Raw genomic sequence first — 14151 nt, forward strand, 5'->3', positions numbered from 1 at the left:
CATGCAACTGCGTATTGGTCATGGCTTTGACGTGCATGCGTTGGTGACGGGTAGACCCCTTGTTCTCGGCGGTGTGACGGTCCCCTACAAATTCGGCCTGGCCGGCCACTCCGATGCCGATGTGCTCCTTCACGCCATCTGCGATGCCCTGCTGGGGGCGGCTGCCCTGGGCGACATCGGTCGCCATTTTCCCGACACCGACGTCCGTTTCGCGGGCGCAGATTCCCGGCTCCTGCTCCGGCATTGCCATCAGTTGGTTCAGGGAAAAGGTTTTTCGGTGGGTAATGTGGACGCGACCATCGTCTGTCAGCGTCCTAAATTGGCACCTCACATCCCGCAGATGCGCGCCTATATTGCTGCTGACCTCGCCGTGGAGCTTGATGCGATCAATATCAAAGCGACTACTACCGAGCAATTGGGCTACACCGGTCGGGGTGAAGGCATTGCCGCCCATGCCGTCGTTCTGATTCAGCATGTCTGAAAGTCCGCCGCGCATCTATCCCGCAGAGGGCGGCCTGCTCGGCGCCGAATTGCGACAGACTCCGGAAGACTTTCAGGTCACGGAACTGCTGCCCTTTACCGCATCTGGTTCAGGCGCTCACCACTGGCTGGTGGTGGAGAAGCGCGGCCTCAATACCCAGGATGTGGCCAGCCGCCTGGCGCGCTGTGCGGGTGTGGCGGTGCGCGATGTGGGCTTTGCTGGTCTCAAGGATCGCCATGCCATTACCCGGCAGAGTTTTACGGTGCCAGTCACGCCGGGGCCCGATCCGGACTGGGCCAGCCTGGAAGAGGGCAGCCTGCACTTTCAGCAAATCAGCCGCCATGACCGTAAATTGCGTCGCGGCGTATTGCGTGGTAATCACTTCCAGCTCGTTTTGCGCGCTACCACGGGAGCATGCAGTCTCTGGGACGCCCGCCTGCAAAGTCTCATGAAGGAGGGGTTCCCCAACTATTTCGGTGCTCAGCGTTTCGGGCATCGTAATTTGCAGGAAGCCGCGCGACTGCTATCCGGGCAGCCGATGCGGATAGACCGTCATCGGCGTGGCCTGCTCTGGTCCGCCGCCCGCGCTGCCCTGTTCAATCTGGTCCTCGCTGAACGGGTGCGGCAAGCGAACTGGACGCAGATTTTGCCGGGTGAAGTTGTGCAACTGGCGGGCTCACACAGCATTTTCTTGGCGGTAGACGGCGACCTGCCTGATTTGCAGGCGCGCGCCGCTGACTGGGACCTGCATCCTACCGGCCCTTTACCGGGTCGCGGTGGATTGGCGCCGACTGCCGCCGCCCTTGTGCTAGAGAGCTCAGCCCTGAGTGCCGGACCCATTATCGCTGGTGCAGCAGACGATGGGCTGCACTGGGCACAGCGCCTTGCGGAACAGGGCCTGGATGCCGCCCGGCGTCCCTTGCGTGCGCGTCCCGAGACCCTGACCAGCTACTGGCAGGATGCACAGACCCTTGTCCTGAGCTTTTTCCTCCCCGCCGGAGTCTTTGCCACGAGCTGTGTGGAGGGCCTTTTCGGCCAGGAAATGGCTGATGTACGGCGGTTTGACCTTGGTGTTGACTAGGTGCCTTACAATGGACACTATTACTTGAGCGCATAGTGTGTGCTTATTAAAGCTCTATTAAGCGGATGGACGTATATATGCAAACCCCAGTGACTATTGGTCGTTTGGCGCGTGAGGCCGGACTCGCCGCAGAGACTTTGCGTTATTACGAGCGGATTGGACTCATCCAGCCGGTGCAGCGGACCCGGTCCAACTATCGCCTGTACGATGGTGAGGCGGAATCCCGGCTGCGTTTTATCCGGCGTGCCCAGAATCTCGGCTTTTCTCTGGCAGAGGTGAAGGATTTGCTGGATATCAGTAGCCGTGTCGAGAATGATATGGGTGAGGTCAAAGCCCTTACCGAGCAAAAGCTTGCCGAAATTGATTTCAAAATCGCTGATTTGCAACGGATGCGCACAGCCCTTGCGCAGCAGACTGAGTGCTGTCCCGGTCACGGCTCTGTTGCAAACTGCCCAATCCTGGCTTCCCTGACCGACGCAGAAGGTGCCATGCCTGTTCGGGAACGCGGGGGGCGGCGGGTTAGCCAGCCGCCCTGCACCGTGGCGCAGAGCTGAGTGTGCTTCGTTGGGTTGGCGCTTATCGTCGACGCGGCCAGCCCAGCAGAACACGCAATGCACCGCTGCCCCCTTCTTCCGGGCGAGCCTGCGCAAAGGCCAGCACCTCCTGGTGACGCATCAGCCAGCCGCCCACCAGTCTTTTCAGGACGGGAACACGACCAGGAGATCCCAGTCCTTTGCCATGGATGACGCAGATGCACGTCCAGCGCCATTGCCGCGCTTCCCGCAAAAATGCCGCCAGTTCAGTGCGCGCCTCTTCTACGGTACAGCCGTGCAGATCGAGCCGCTCCTGAATCCGGAACCGTCCCCGGCGCAAGTCCCGTAGCAGCGCCGGAGATAGTCCGGATCGCAAATAAAGCCACTCGTCTCCGGATTCCAATACTTCATCGCCGTTCAGGCCGTGGCCCAGTACTTCGAGAACGGCCAGCTCATCCTGATGCCGCTGCAGCGGTAAGGGCGGTGGTGGTACAGGACGTGGGGGAGGTGGCGGGGCTGGCAGGGGCCGGACATCAGCCACCGCCCGCAGAAAGCAATCGGCTTCTTCTGCATCGGTCACCGGTTCTTGCTTCTCCGGCTCATGTGGCCGCCGCCTCATGTGCTTTAGTCCTCTTGCTGCTCCAGCCAACGCTCTGCGTCCAGCGCCGCCATGCAACCGCTACCCGCGCTGGTTACTGCTTGGCGATAGACAGAGTCCTGCACATCGCCCGCGGCAAACACACCGGCAATGCTGGTGGCTGTTGCCATGCCGTCGCGCCCGCCGCGAGTGACCAGGTAACCCGCTTCGTCCATTTTCAGTTGTCCCTTGAAGATGCTGGTATTGGGCTGGTGGCCGATGGCAACGAACACCCCCATCAGCATCAGGTCCTGGGTGCTGCCGTTTTCTACATGCTTGATCCGCAAGCCGGTGACCCCGGAGTTGTCACCCAGCACCTCGTCCACAGAGTGATCCCAGATAATGGTGACATTCTCCTTGCTCATGAGCTTGTCCTGCAGAATTTTTTCGGCGCGGAACCGGTTACGCCGGTGGATGATCGTTACATGCTTGGCAATATTGCTGAGATAGAGGGCTTCTTCTACCGCAGTATTGCCACCACCGACCACGGCAACGGCCTGCCCGCGATAGAAAAATCCGTCGCAGGTCGCACAGGCGGAGACACCCTTGCCCCGAAACTGGTCTTCACTGGGCAAACCCAGGTACTTGGCAGAAGCACCGGTAGCGAGAATCAGCGCATCACAGGTATAACAATGCTGGTCTCCGCTGAGGCGAAAGGGCCGTTGACTCAGGTCTGCGCTATGAATGTGGTCAAACAGAACCTCGGTATCAAAGCGGCGTGCCTGTTTTTCCAGTTCCTGCATGAGTTCCGGGCCCATGATACCGTCTGCCGCACCAGGCCAGTTATCCACGTCTGTGGTCGTCATCAGTTGGCCGCCGGGCTCCATGCCTTGTACCAGTGTCGGGTTCAGATTGGCGCGCGCAGCGTAAATAGCGGCCGTATAACCACCGGGGCCGGAGCCCAGGATGAGTAAACGGCAATGTTTTTCATCGATGACACTTTTCGGATCGCTCATGGGTACCTCGCTGCCAGAAGAGAACGGTATCGGACGAGCTGCGCACACGGCGAACCCGCCCGGACTTATGCGAAATTGCTAGAGAAAAGTCTAACACCATTTCCACGCTGCCGTCCCTGCCTCCCGTCCTGATGTGATATCGGATAGCGCGAAATAAACGCCTGCTTCTGAACCATTAGAAGCGGCTAACAATAGCATTTCTTTGCCTTTCTTTCCCGGCATCTCCTTGACACCCGTGCAGGGGTCGTTTAGCGTGCCCGGTATGAGTTCCACTGCCCGTAATGTGTCCCGAGGCTCCCGGCCTGCCCCTGCAAAGCCGGTTCAACTGTCGCGCGTCAAACCGTGGCGCCGCGAGGCGCTGCTGCTGCTGTTGATCGCGGTGGCGGCCTTTATGGCAATGTCCATGCTCAGTTTTCACCCCTCCGATCCCAGTTGGTTTAATAGTGGTAAAGGTGCCCAGGTGCACAATTGGGGTGGCGAAACTGGCGCCTATCTCGCTGATTTTCTGGTACAGGTTTTTGGCATGATCGCCTGGCTCCTCCCTGTGATGCTGGGCGTGTGGGCCTGGCAGCTATGGCGATGTTGGTTCCGTCAGCATCCAGGACGCTGGGCGGCCCCTTTGGGCGCTGTTGCCGTCGCGCTGGGTCTGACCAGCTTCCTCGCGCTGACTTGGCCCGCGGCGTGGTGGCCCATTGCCGGAGACGGCGCGGGCGGTATCCTCGGGCAGGAAATCAGTGTCCATACTCAGCCTTTTATCGGCGTGGGCGGTAGTGTATTGCTCTTTCTGCTGCTGTTTGTGCTCGGTGTGTTTCTGCTCACTGGCTTGGGACCACGTGCGATGGCGGCACATATCAGCGCTCTGCATTTCTCTTTGCCACGACCGCGCCTGCGCTGGCCTTTGCGGCGGCGGGTGGCGGCCCCTGTGCTGATTACGACGCTGGCGCCTGCTGTGCAAAAGACATCTCCGGCAGCAGCGCCGAGCTTCTTCTCCACCAAAAAGCGCGGATCAGCGTCGACTCAGGCCGTTGTTAAAGGCAGTCGACAGCTACCATTGCCCGCACCCGTAGGGCCGCCGCGCGCTGATGGTCTTCCCGATCTTGCCCTGCTCGATCCGGCAGATGCGGAAGACCCCAGTTCCCAGTTGCAGCCCGAAGTGCTGGCGCAGCAGTCGCGCATGCTGGAAGAAAAACTGGCCGACTTCGGGGTGCAGGCAACCGTGGTGGCGGCTCATCCCGGACCAGTGATTACGCGTTTTGAAATAGAGCCGGCACCGGGGGTCAAAGTCAGCCAGATCGCGGGTCTCAGTAAAGACCTTTCGCGCGTGCTGGCGGCGCGGGTGCGCGTGGTGGAAGCCATTCCCGGTAAGGCCACCATGGGCATCGAGGTGCCAAACCTGAAGCGGCGCACGGTGCGTCTCTCCGAGGTGCTTTCCAGTCACAGTTTTACCCAGACCAAAAGCCATTTAACGCTGGCACTGGGTCAGGATATCGGTGGCCAGCCGGTGTCCGCCGATCTGGCGAAGATGCCCCATCTGCTGGTGGCCGGAACCACCGGCGCCGGCAAGTCTGTGGGCGTCAATGCCATGATTCTCAGTATTCTCTTTAAGGCGACCGCTGATGAAGTCCGCCTGATCATGGTGGACCCCAAAATGTTGGAGTTGTCCATCTATGAAGGCATCCCCCATCTGCTGGCGCCGGTGGTAACGGATATGAAGGAGGCCGCGAACGCCTTGCGCTGGTGTGTGGCGGAGATGGAGCGGCGCTATAAGCTCATGGCCTTTGCCGGAGTGCGCAACCTCGCCGGATATAATCAGAAAGTGCGGGAAGCGGTAGCCTCGGGGCATCCCCTGCCGGGTCCGGATAAAGATATGGATGGCGAGCCCATCGCGTTGAGCGTGCTACCTGCTATCGTGGTGATCATTGATGAGTTTGCGGACCTGATGATGGTGGTTGGTAAACAGGTGGAAACCTTGATTACCCGCCTGGCCCAGAAAGCGCGGGCAGCCGGTCTGCACCTGATTATGGCGACCCAGCGTCCTTCGGTGGATGTGATCACCGGTCTAATCAAGGCCAACGTCCCCACCCGTATTGCTTTTCAGGTTTCGTCGCGTATCGACTCGCGTACGATCCTCGATCAGATGGGGGCGGAGACCTTGCTGGGCCAGGGCGACATGCTCTATCTACCGCCCGGCTCCGGTTACCCGGTGCGGGTGCACGGGGCCTTTGTCAGCGATGAGGAAGTACACCGTGTGGTGGAGTCCCTGCGTCAGCTGGGCGCGCCCCAATACGACGAACGTATTTTGCAAGGCAATGAGAGTGGCGATGGTGATGGCGTGGACGGCGAAGGCGGAGAGGATGCCGATCCGCTCTATGATCAGGCGGTGGCCATCGTTACCAGCAGTCGCAAAGCGAGCATCTCCTACGTGCAGCGGCAACTTAAGGTGGGCTATAATCGGGCTGCCCGCATGATCGAAGAGATGGAGCGGGTAGGTGTGGTCGGTTCCTTGCAAAGTAACGGGAGCAGAGAGATTTATGCAGCAGCACCGCCCGGTCGGGACTGACTATTTGCGCTTTATGCGCGGCCCATTACCGGCCTTACGTTTGGCGCGCTGGTTTTTGGTGCCACTACTGATCTTGGGCGGTATCCAGTATGTGGCCGCTGCCACGGGCCTGGCGATGTTGCAGGATTTTTTCCAGAAAACCCACACCATCACGGCCCAGTTCAGCCAGGAAGTGGCCAACCATGACGGTCAGATCGTCAAGCGTGCTGGCGGTAAGCTGTGGATCTCCCGTCCCGGCAAATTCCGCTGGGACTATAGCGGTAAGAACGGGCAAACCATTGTCTCCAATGGTAAGAAAGTCTGGCTCTACGAACCTGCTCTGGAACAGGCCACGGTACAGCCTCTTGGCAAAGCCCTCGGATCGACTCCGGCGGCGCTGATCGCTGGCAACGATGACCTCAGCCAGCGCTTCAAGATCACCGACCTGGGTCAAAAAGACGGTCTCCATTGGCTCCTGCTCCATCCTAAAACCGGTCAGGATCAAGGTTTCACGGATCTGCGCATGGGTTTTGATGCGCAGGGTGCCCTGCGCCAGATGCGCATGGAAGATGCGTTTCAGCAACAGACCGTCCTTCGCTTTACACATATTAAATTCAATCACCCCATTTCGGCGCAGGAATTTCAGTTCACTCCGCCAGCCGGTGTGGATGTTCTCTCGCAATAATTTTTCTGGAGTACTGCATGTTGGCTTTGAAGACCCGTCTCGCTCTCGTTGCCCTCGGCCTGTTAGTGGCTGCGCAATCCCATGCCGCAGGCTTTGCCGCGCCGACCTCCGTGGTGGGACTCTCGGAAGCGGGTGCCACGGTAGCCGATGGCGGGCCCGTCAGCAGCTTTGCCGATAATCCTGCGGACATGGTCTTCTTCCCGGGTACGCGGGTGGGCCTGGATATTCTCGCGACGCACCCTACTTACACAATGGATAACAACAATGTCACGTACGACGCCAGCAGCAATATGCAGATTCTGCCTAATCTCTTTGTGACCCATCGTTTTAATGACCTCCCGCTGGCGGTTGGTCTTGGTATCACTTCGCCCTTCAACACCAACAACACCTGGTCTGCCGGGACTTTTGGTGCTACGCAGTGGAAAAATAATTTGCAGATCATTGATGTGAATCCGGGTGTTGCCTATTTGCTATTCCCCAATCTGAGTGTCGGCGTGGGCCTGGATTATTACCAGACGCTGAGCGCAACCTTTGGCCCTAACTCCGGTAGTGGTGGGGGTGTCGGTGGTAACGTCGGGCTTTTCTACACCACGGAGCGCTTCAATGCGGGACTCAGTTACCGCTCGGCGGCCAGCATTTCTTCAGGCGGTGGCAGTGTTGACCTGCCCAGTCGCGTGCAGGCAGGTGTCCGCTATCGCTTCACCCCGCGCTTTGCTACCGAACTGGATGTGGACTGGAATGACTGGAGCAACGCCCAGTTGCCCGGCTATGGTAGCCTCGGCTGGAAGTCCACCATGGCCTATCGTATCGGGCTCAGCTATCACCTGAACCAGGATCTTGAGCTCCGCGGTGGGCTCGCCCATGAGGGCAGTCCCACCAGTGGTTCCAGTATTCAGGCAGCCGTACCCACGGCCAGCAGTAATCTGGCCTCTTTTGGCGTCGGTATAGGGTTGGGCCCGTGGCATTATGATTTGGGTGCCTCGTATGCTATTTCCGGTAACACCTCTTCGTATAATCACAGGTTTCCCGGCACCTACAAAGCCAGCACCCTCAACTTCGGCGCCGCCATTTCCCGAGACTTTTAAGGGATAGGCTGCCCGCGCCGAATGCCCATGGCCGCATTGCCCGGTAGCGACCCTCGCCCACTGGCGGCCCGTATGCGTCCCCAGACGCTGGACGCCTACGTCGGGCAGAACCATCTGCTCGGCAAGGGCGGTCCATTGCGGGCCATGGTGCAGGCCGGGCACCTGCACTCCATGATTCTCTGGGGTCCGCCGGGCAGTGGCAAAACCACCTTGGCGCAACTCCTCGCCCATGCGGCTGGCCAGCACTTCCAGATTCTGTCTGCCGTCAACAGCGGGGTACGAGAAATCCGCGCTGCCGTCACCAGCGCCGAGGCCGCCCAGTCCCTGGGCCGGGGCACGGTCCTCTTCATTGATGAAATTCATCGCTTCAACAAAAGCCAGCAGGACGCCCTGCTGCCCCATGTGGAAGAAGGCGTCGTGACCCTTATCGGCGCAACGACGGAGAACCCCAGCTTCGCCCTGGTCAACGCCCTGCTGTCCCGGGCGCGCGTCTACGTTCTCAAAGCGCTGACTGGTGAAGCACTCGGCACGGTGCTCGATCACGCCCTTGCTGATAGTGTGCTCGGTCTGGGTAATCTGGTGATAGAGATGTCCCCGGAAGTCCGCAAGGGTTTGCTGACTGCCGCCGACGGCGATGCCCGTCGTCTCCTCAATCTGCTGGACCTCGCGGTACAACTGGCCTCGGTACAGGCGGGTAAAACACAAATCACTGCCGACATCGTCGCCGCAGCCAGCGGTCAATCCTGGCGACGCTTCGACAAGGGCGGTGAAGCCTTTTACGACGAAATCTCCGCCTTTCACAAGTCGCTGCGCGGTTCCGATCCCGACGCGGCCCTCTACTGGCTGGCGCGGATGCTCGATGGCGGCGCCGACCCCTTGTACCTCGCCCGCCGTCTGGTGCGCATGGCTTCTGAAGATATCGGCCTCGCTGATCCGCGGGCTATAGAGATGGCACTCGCCGCCAAGGACGCCTACGCCTTTCTCGGCTCGCCCGAGGGGGAGTTGGCCCTCGCGCAAGCCACGGTTTATCTCGCCAGCTGCCCTAAAAGTAACCGCATCTACGATGCCTGGAATGCGGTGCGCGCCGCCGTCAAGGCGGGTGGTAGTGCGGAAGTGCCCCTCCATCTGCGCAATGCGCCCACGGCGCTGCTCAAAACACTGGATTATGGCAAGGAATATCAATACGATCACGACTATCCCGACGCGATCGCCCCGGAGCAGCATTATTTGCCTCCCGGCCTGCGTCAGATCCATTTTTATAAGCCCAGTGACCGTGGTCTGGAAGCCCGTATCCAGGAACGTTTACGCTGGATAAATGCTCATCGTCAACCGGTCGGAGAGAAGAAACCTCATGCTTGATCCCAGCTTGCTGCGCAGCGCACCAGAAAAAGTAGCCGCAGGCCTCGCCCGTCGTCACTTCACTCTGGATGTGACGGCCCTGAGCACCCTCGACCAGCAGCGTAAAACCCTGCAGATTCAGCTCGAAGAAGTGCGCAACGCCCGCAATGAGGCCTCCAGACAGATCGGCCAGGTGCGCCGTCAGGGGCTCGATACCAGCGCGATGCAGACCGCGGCGGCGCAGCACGGTGAGGAGATCAAGACCCTGGAGCAATCTCTGGAAAGCATCCTTGCTGAATGGGAGAGTCTGACCAGCAACCTGCCCAATATCCCGCAGGATTCAGTGCCCGATGGCCGCGATGAAAGGGACAATGTGGTGTTGCGTCACTGGGGCACGCCCCGCGCCTTCGATTTCTCTCCCCACGACCATGTCGATCTGGGCGAGGCCTTGGGTATTATTGATTTCGCGGCGGGCGCCCGCCTCGCTGGTGCCCGCTTTGTGGTGTTGCGCGGCCTTGGTGCCCGTCTTGAGCGCGCCCTGACGCAATTCATGCTGGATTTGCATACGACGGAACACGGCTACTGCGAAATTGCGCCGCCCTTGCTCGCCAACGCCGATTCCCTCTTTGGCACTGGGCAGCTCCCCAAATTTGAAGAAGACCTTTTCGCTTTAAGAGACGACCCCTATTACCTGATCCCCACTGCCGAAGTGCCGCTCACCAACCTTCTGCGCGGTGAGATTGTCGGTACCCTGCCGCAATGTTTCTGCGCCTACACCCCCTGTTTTCGCCGCGAAGCGGGAGCTTATGGGCGCGACACCCGTGGCATGATCCGCCAGCACCAGTTCGACAAAGTGGAGCTGGTGCAGATTGTCCGTCCCGAAGATTCCGTCCGCGCCCACGAAACACTTACCGCCCACGCCGAAAAGGTATTGCAACTTCTGGAGCTACCCTACCGGGTGATAGCCCTCTGCGCGGGGGATCTGGGCTTCAGCGCTGCCAAGACTTATGACCTCGAAGTCTGGCTGCCGGGCCAGAATCAGTACCGGGAAATCAGTTCCTGCAGCAATTTCGAAAGCTTTCAGGCGCGTCGCCTGCAGCTACGCTACCGCACAGAAGAGGGCAAGCCACAGCTCGCCCATACCCTCAATGGTTCCGGCCTCGCCATCGGCCGCACCCTGGTCGCCCTCCTGGAAAATCACCAGCGAGCCGATGGCACTATCCAAATTCCTACCGCCTTGCGTCCCTACCTCGGCGGGATGGACGTCGTTAAGGCCTGAACCCGTGCACTCGACCAGCGAACCGGTGAGTTGCGCACTGCACAGCGCCTTAGAGCTGGCCGCGATGCAGCGTCGTCCACTGCATTTGCACTTGGCGGATGGCACATGGCAAGCTGGCATTGTTCTCGACGTCTGGACCGCGCAGGGCAGGGAATGGCTGCGTCTGCGCCAGTCCGACGGTGATGTCGAGATTGATCTTACCCATATTCAACAAGTCCAGGAAGATACTGCACCATGAAATATCCCATTATCCCCAGTCTCCTTGCCGGTTTTTCAATGTTGCTTTCCAGCGCTGCGAGCGCAGCGCAATTTGCTCTGCCCGCGGCTGGCAGCAACATGGTCGGACAACTTCAGGTGGTGATCGCCCGGCATCAGGATACCTTGCTTGATATCGCCCGCCACTACGATGTTGGCTATAACGAAATCCGCGCCGCGAACCCTGGCGTCGACCCCTGGCTTCCCGGCGCGGGAACCCACGTGCTGGTTCCCACCCAATATATTCTCCCTCCCAAGCCGTGGACGGGGATCATCATCAATATCCCGGAGCGCCGCCTGTTTTATTTCCCCGCCGGTCAGAATATGGTCTACACCTTCCCGGTGGGCATTTTCCGCCCAAAATGGCCTGACCCCATAGGCAGCACGCGGATCATTGCCAAGGTCAAAAACCCCACCTGGACGGTGCCTAAAAACATACAGGAAGAGCACGCCAAAGCCGGAGAACCCATACCTGCGTTTTTCCCCGCCGGCCCCGACAACCCTATGGGTGAACTGGCGCTGGAAACGGGCTGGTCGCAAATTTTCATTCACGGCACCAATAAACCCTGGGGTGTGGGTATGCGGGTCAGCCACGGCTGCTTCCATGTCTATCCCGAAAATGAAGTGCAACTCTTCAAGATGGTAAAGGTGGGCACCCCGGTGACGACCATTGATCAACCTTATGTCGTCGGCACAAATGGGAACGGCCAGCTCTACCTGCAAAGTTTCGTACCCATAGAAGCCTATAACAAAGGCAGCAACCCTCAACAACGCGCAGTCGATGCTGTCAGTCTCTTTGAAAAGCAGGTCCAGCAAAGATGGACGATTAACTGGCAGCAGGTCATCGATCTGGTAGAAAAGCCTAACACCATACCCACAGCTATTAATATCAACGCCCCGACTCTGTCCGCGGTAGTTGCCCAGTTGCCTCACCAACCCTATGACTTTGCGCCCTATGGTGACGATGCCAACACCGCGACGCCGCCCCCCGTGCCGACCCCCGCCGCTAGCCCAGCGACCTGAACAGGCGCCGCATCTCCAGAGGCAAAAAAGCCCTTGCGTGCCCCCATACCCCCGTGTATAGTTCGTCCTCTCGGCAGGGCAGCGAGCCCCACAGAGAGCAGCAAATATGTTGGCGTTGACAGTAAAGTAGATCACCTGATATAGTTACAGACCCTGTTGCGGGGTGGAGCAGCTTGGCAGCTCGTCGGGCTCATAACCCGAAGGTCGTAGGTTCAAATCCTACCCCCGCTACCAAGATTCGCAGTACGTAGTATTGTTCTTTACCAACCGAGTGGAGATGTGTGGGGTTTAGGCCCAGGGGTATTATTGGTGTTTATGCACTGATGATTACCCTGAGCAGTATTGTTTTAAGATGGATTGAACGAGAGAGTTTGATCCTGGCTCAGATTGAACGCTGGCGGCATGCCTAACACATGCAAGTCGAACGGTAGCAGGCCTTCGGGTGCTGACGAGTGGCGGACGGGTGAGTAATGCGTAGGAATCTGTCTTTTAGTGGGGGACAACCCAGGGAAACTTGGGCTAATACCGCATGAGCCCTGAGGGGGAAAGCGGGGGATCTTCGGACCTCGCGCTAAGAGAAGAGCCTACGTCTGATTAGCTAGTTGGTAGGGTAAAGGCCTACCAAGGCGACGATCAGTAGCTGGTCTGAGAGGACGACCAGCCACACTGGGACTGAGACACGGCCCAGACTCCTACGGGAGGCAGCAGTGGGGAATTTTTCGCAATGGGGGCAACCCTGACGAAGCAATGCCGCGTGGATGAAGAAGGCCTTCGGGTTGTAAAGTCCTTTCGTGGGGGACGAAAAGGTGGTTCCTAATACGAGCTGCTGTTGACGTGAACCCAAGAAGAAGCACCGGCTAACTCCGTGCCAGCAGCCGCGGTAATACGGGGGGTGCAAGCGTTAATCGGAATCACTGGGCGTAAAGGGTGCGTAGGCGGTACGTTAGGTCTGTCGTGAAATCCCCGGGCTCAACCTGGGAATGGCGGTAGAAACCGGCGAACTAGAGTATGGGAGAGGGTGGTGGAATTCCAGGTGTAGCGGTGAAATGCGTAGAGATCTGGAGGAACATCAGTGGCGAAGGCGGCCACCTGGCCCAATACTGACGCTGAGGCACGAAAGCGTGGGGAGCAAACAGGATTAGATACCCTGGTAGTCCACGCCCTAAACGATGAATACTAGATGTTTGGTACCTAGCGTACTGAGTGTCGTAGCTAACGCGATAAGTATTCCGCCTGGGAAGTACGGCCGCAAGGTTAAAACTCAAAGGAATTGACGGGGGCCCGCACAAGCGGTGGAGCATGTGGTTTAATTCGATGCAACGCGAAGAACCTTACCTGGGCTTGACATGTCCGGAATTCTGCAGAGATGCGGGAGTGCCCTTCGGGGAATCGGAACACAGGTGCTGCATGGCTGTCGTCAGCTCGTGTCGTGAGATGTTGGGTTAAGTCCCGCAACGAGCGCAACCCTTGTCCTTAGTTGCCAGCGGTTCGGCCGGGCACTCTAGGGAGACTGCCGGTGACAAACCGGAGGAAGGTGGGGATGACGTCAAGTCCTCATGGCCTTTATGTCCAGGGCTACACACGTGCTACAATGGCGCGTACAGAGGGACGCCAAACCGCGAGGTGGAGCAGACCCCAGAAAGCGCGTCGTAGTTCGGATTGCAGTCTGCAACTCGACTGCATGAAGTCGGAATCGCTAGTAATCGCGGATCAGCATGCCGCGGTGAATACGTTCCCGGGCCTTGTACACACCGCCCGTCACACCATGGGAGTAGATTGTACCAGAAGCGGCTAGCCTAACCTTCGGGAGGGCGGTTACCACGGTATGGTTTATGACTGGGGTGAAGTCGTAACAAGGTAGCCGTAGGGGAACCTGCGGCTGGATCACCTCCTTTAAAGAAAAGGGTCTAGACCCCACACACGCCACTCGGTAAGGAATTGGGCCTATAGCTCAGCTGGCTAGAGCACACGACTGATAATCGTGAGGTCAGTGGTTCGAGTCCACTTGGGCCCACCAAATGGGGCTGTAGCTCAGTTGGGAGAGCACCTGCTTTGCAAGCAGGGGGTCACCGGTTCGAGACCGGTCAGCTCCACCACAGGGAGAGAAGGCCCGCAAAGAGCGCGGGCTGGTCGCTGAGGGGGAGGTAGAGGGGTAGTTATATTTTAGTGTGTAGTGCTGAATATCATTTTCAAGGGTCGTTGGGATTGAAAGGGATATTGATCACTGCTCATGCGTTAAGGGTGAGCTAGTTTGTTCTT

Annotated in this window: 12 protein-coding genes, 3 tRNA genes and 1 rRNA gene; 14 read left to right on the forward strand and 2 right to left on the reverse strand. The window is 58.9% G+C overall.

Annotated elements, in window-relative coordinates; genetic code table 11:
- Position 1 precedes the first annotated feature (1 nt).
- The 3 genes from ispF (at position 2) to H2515_RS02930 (ending at position 2116) form a co-directional block, all read left to right on the forward strand.
- Positions 2-481 carry a 2-C-methyl-D-erythritol 2,4-cyclodiphosphate synthase gene (gene ispF / locus H2515_RS02920; protein ID WP_035193958.1) on the forward strand — a complete coding sequence of 160 codons (480 nt, stop codon included), beginning with the start codon at positions 2-4 and terminating at the stop codon, positions 479-481.
- Positions 474-1562 carry a tRNA pseudouridine(13) synthase TruD gene (gene truD, locus H2515_RS02925; RefSeq protein WP_198660891.1) on the forward strand — a complete coding sequence of 363 codons (1089 nt, stop codon included), beginning with the start codon at positions 474-476 and terminating at the stop codon, positions 1560-1562. The genes ispF and truD overlap by 8 nt, the downstream gene beginning before the upstream one ends.
- Positions 1563-1639: 77 nt before the next feature.
- The gene (locus H2515_RS02930) at positions 1640-2116 is read left to right on the forward strand and encodes a heavy metal-responsive transcriptional regulator (RefSeq protein WP_198660892.1); all 477 of its coding nucleotides are present in this window, start codon (positions 1640-1642) and stop codon (positions 2114-2116) included.
- Positions 2117-2138: 22 nt separating this feature from the next.
- Here the strand turns inward: H2515_RS02930 and H2515_RS02935 are convergent, their stop codons facing one another.
- A complete protein-coding gene (locus H2515_RS02935; protein ID WP_035193964.1) occupies positions 2139-2714 on the reverse strand; it encodes a Smr/MutS family protein in 576 nt (191 codons plus the stop codon).
- Between the two features lie 5 nt (positions 2715-2719).
- Positions 2720-3688, reverse strand: coding sequence for a thioredoxin-disulfide reductase (gene trxB, locus H2515_RS02940; RefSeq protein ID WP_035193967.1), 969 nt, complete (start codon positions 3686-3688; stop codon positions 2720-2722).
- A 262-nt stretch (positions 3689-3950) separates the two neighbouring features.
- On the opposite strand from trxB, the gene H2515_RS02945 reads away from it, so the two are divergent.
- The 11 genes from H2515_RS02945 to H2515_RS02995 all read left to right on the forward strand — a co-directional run bounded on the left by H2515_RS02945 (position 3951) and on the right by H2515_RS02995 (position 13988).
- Positions 3951-6248, forward strand: coding sequence for a DNA translocase FtsK (locus H2515_RS02945; RefSeq protein ID WP_176712538.1), 2298 nt, complete (start codon positions 3951-3953; stop codon positions 6246-6248).
- Positions 6220-6912 carry an outer membrane lipoprotein chaperone LolA gene (gene lolA, locus H2515_RS02950; RefSeq protein WP_198660893.1) on the forward strand — a complete coding sequence of 231 codons (693 nt, stop codon included), beginning with the start codon at positions 6220-6222 and terminating at the stop codon, positions 6910-6912. The genes H2515_RS02945 and lolA overlap by 29 nt, the downstream gene beginning before the upstream one ends.
- 17 nt (positions 6913-6929) lie before the next feature.
- Complete coding sequence (locus H2515_RS02955; RefSeq protein WP_065412479.1) at positions 6930-7997, forward strand: OmpP1/FadL family transporter; 1068 nt, start codon at positions 6930-6932, stop codon at positions 7995-7997.
- Between the two features lie 27 nt (positions 7998-8024).
- Positions 8025-9356, forward strand: coding sequence for a replication-associated recombination protein A (locus H2515_RS02960; protein WP_198660894.1), 1332 nt, complete (start codon positions 8025-8027; stop codon positions 9354-9356).
- Complete coding sequence (serS, locus tag H2515_RS02965; protein WP_035193975.1) at positions 9349-10614, forward strand: serine--tRNA ligase; 1266 nt, start codon at positions 9349-9351, stop codon at positions 10612-10614. The genes H2515_RS02960 and serS overlap by 8 nt, the downstream gene beginning before the upstream one ends.
- 4 nt (positions 10615-10618) lie before the next feature.
- Positions 10619-10852: a Rho-binding antiterminator gene (locus H2515_RS02970; RefSeq protein WP_035193977.1), complete on the forward strand. Its 234-nt coding sequence runs from the start codon at positions 10619-10621 to the stop codon at positions 10850-10852.
- Complete coding sequence (locus H2515_RS02975; RefSeq protein WP_198660895.1) at positions 10849-11892, forward strand: L,D-transpeptidase family protein; 1044 nt, start codon at positions 10849-10851, stop codon at positions 11890-11892. Before H2515_RS02970 ends, H2515_RS02975 begins: the two co-directional genes overlap by 4 nt.
- A gap of 157 nt (positions 11893-12049) precedes the next feature.
- A tRNA-Met gene (locus H2515_RS02980) sits at positions 12050-12126 on the forward strand.
- A gap of 125 nt (positions 12127-12251) precedes the next feature.
- A 16S ribosomal RNA gene (locus H2515_RS02985) occupies positions 12252-13787 on the forward strand.
- Between the two features lie 45 nt (positions 13788-13832).
- Positions 13833-13909, forward strand: a tRNA-Ile gene (locus H2515_RS02990).
- Between the two features lie 3 nt (positions 13910-13912).
- A tRNA-Ala gene (locus H2515_RS02995) sits at positions 13913-13988 on the forward strand.
- Positions 13989-14151: the final 163 nt, after the last annotated feature.

This window comes from Acidithiobacillus ferrivorans, from assembly GCF_016250455.1.
Taxonomy (GTDB): domain Bacteria; phylum Pseudomonadota; class Gammaproteobacteria; order Acidithiobacillales; family Acidithiobacillaceae; genus Acidithiobacillus; species Acidithiobacillus ferrivorans.

Excerpts from the sequence above, each read along its gene's own strand:
- ispF (WP_035193958.1), top strand. The coding sequence starts at position 2 with ATGCAACTGCGTATTGGTCATGGCTTTGACGTGCATGCGTTGGTGACG.
- truD (WP_198660891.1), top strand. The coding sequence starts at position 474 with ATGTCTGAAAGTCCGCCGCGCATCTATCCCGCAGAGGGCGGCCTGCTC.
- H2515_RS02930 (WP_198660892.1), top strand. The coding sequence starts at position 1,640 with ATGCAAACCCCAGTGACTATTGGTCGTTTGGCGCGTGAGGCCGGACTC.
- H2515_RS02935 (WP_035193964.1), bottom strand. The coding sequence starts at position 2,714 with ATGAGGCGGCGGCCACATGAGCCGGAGAAGCAAGAACCGGTGACCGAT.
- trxB (WP_035193967.1), bottom strand. The coding sequence starts at position 3,688 with ATGAGCGATCCGAAAAGTGTCATCGATGAAAAACATTGCCGTTTACTC.
- H2515_RS02945 (WP_176712538.1), top strand. The coding sequence starts at position 3,951 with ATGAGTTCCACTGCCCGTAATGTGTCCCGAGGCTCCCGGCCTGCCCCT.
- lolA (WP_198660893.1), top strand. The coding sequence starts at position 6,220 with ATGCAGCAGCACCGCCCGGTCGGGACTGACTATTTGCGCTTTATGCGC.
- H2515_RS02955 (WP_065412479.1), top strand. The coding sequence starts at position 6,930 with ATGTTGGCTTTGAAGACCCGTCTCGCTCTCGTTGCCCTCGGCCTGTTA.
- H2515_RS02960 (WP_198660894.1), top strand. The coding sequence starts at position 8,025 with ATGGCCGCATTGCCCGGTAGCGACCCTCGCCCACTGGCGGCCCGTATG.
- serS (WP_035193975.1), top strand. The coding sequence starts at position 9,349 with ATGCTTGATCCCAGCTTGCTGCGCAGCGCACCAGAAAAAGTAGCCGCA.
- H2515_RS02975 (WP_198660895.1), top strand. The coding sequence starts at position 10,849 with ATGAAATATCCCATTATCCCCAGTCTCCTTGCCGGTTTTTCAATGTTG.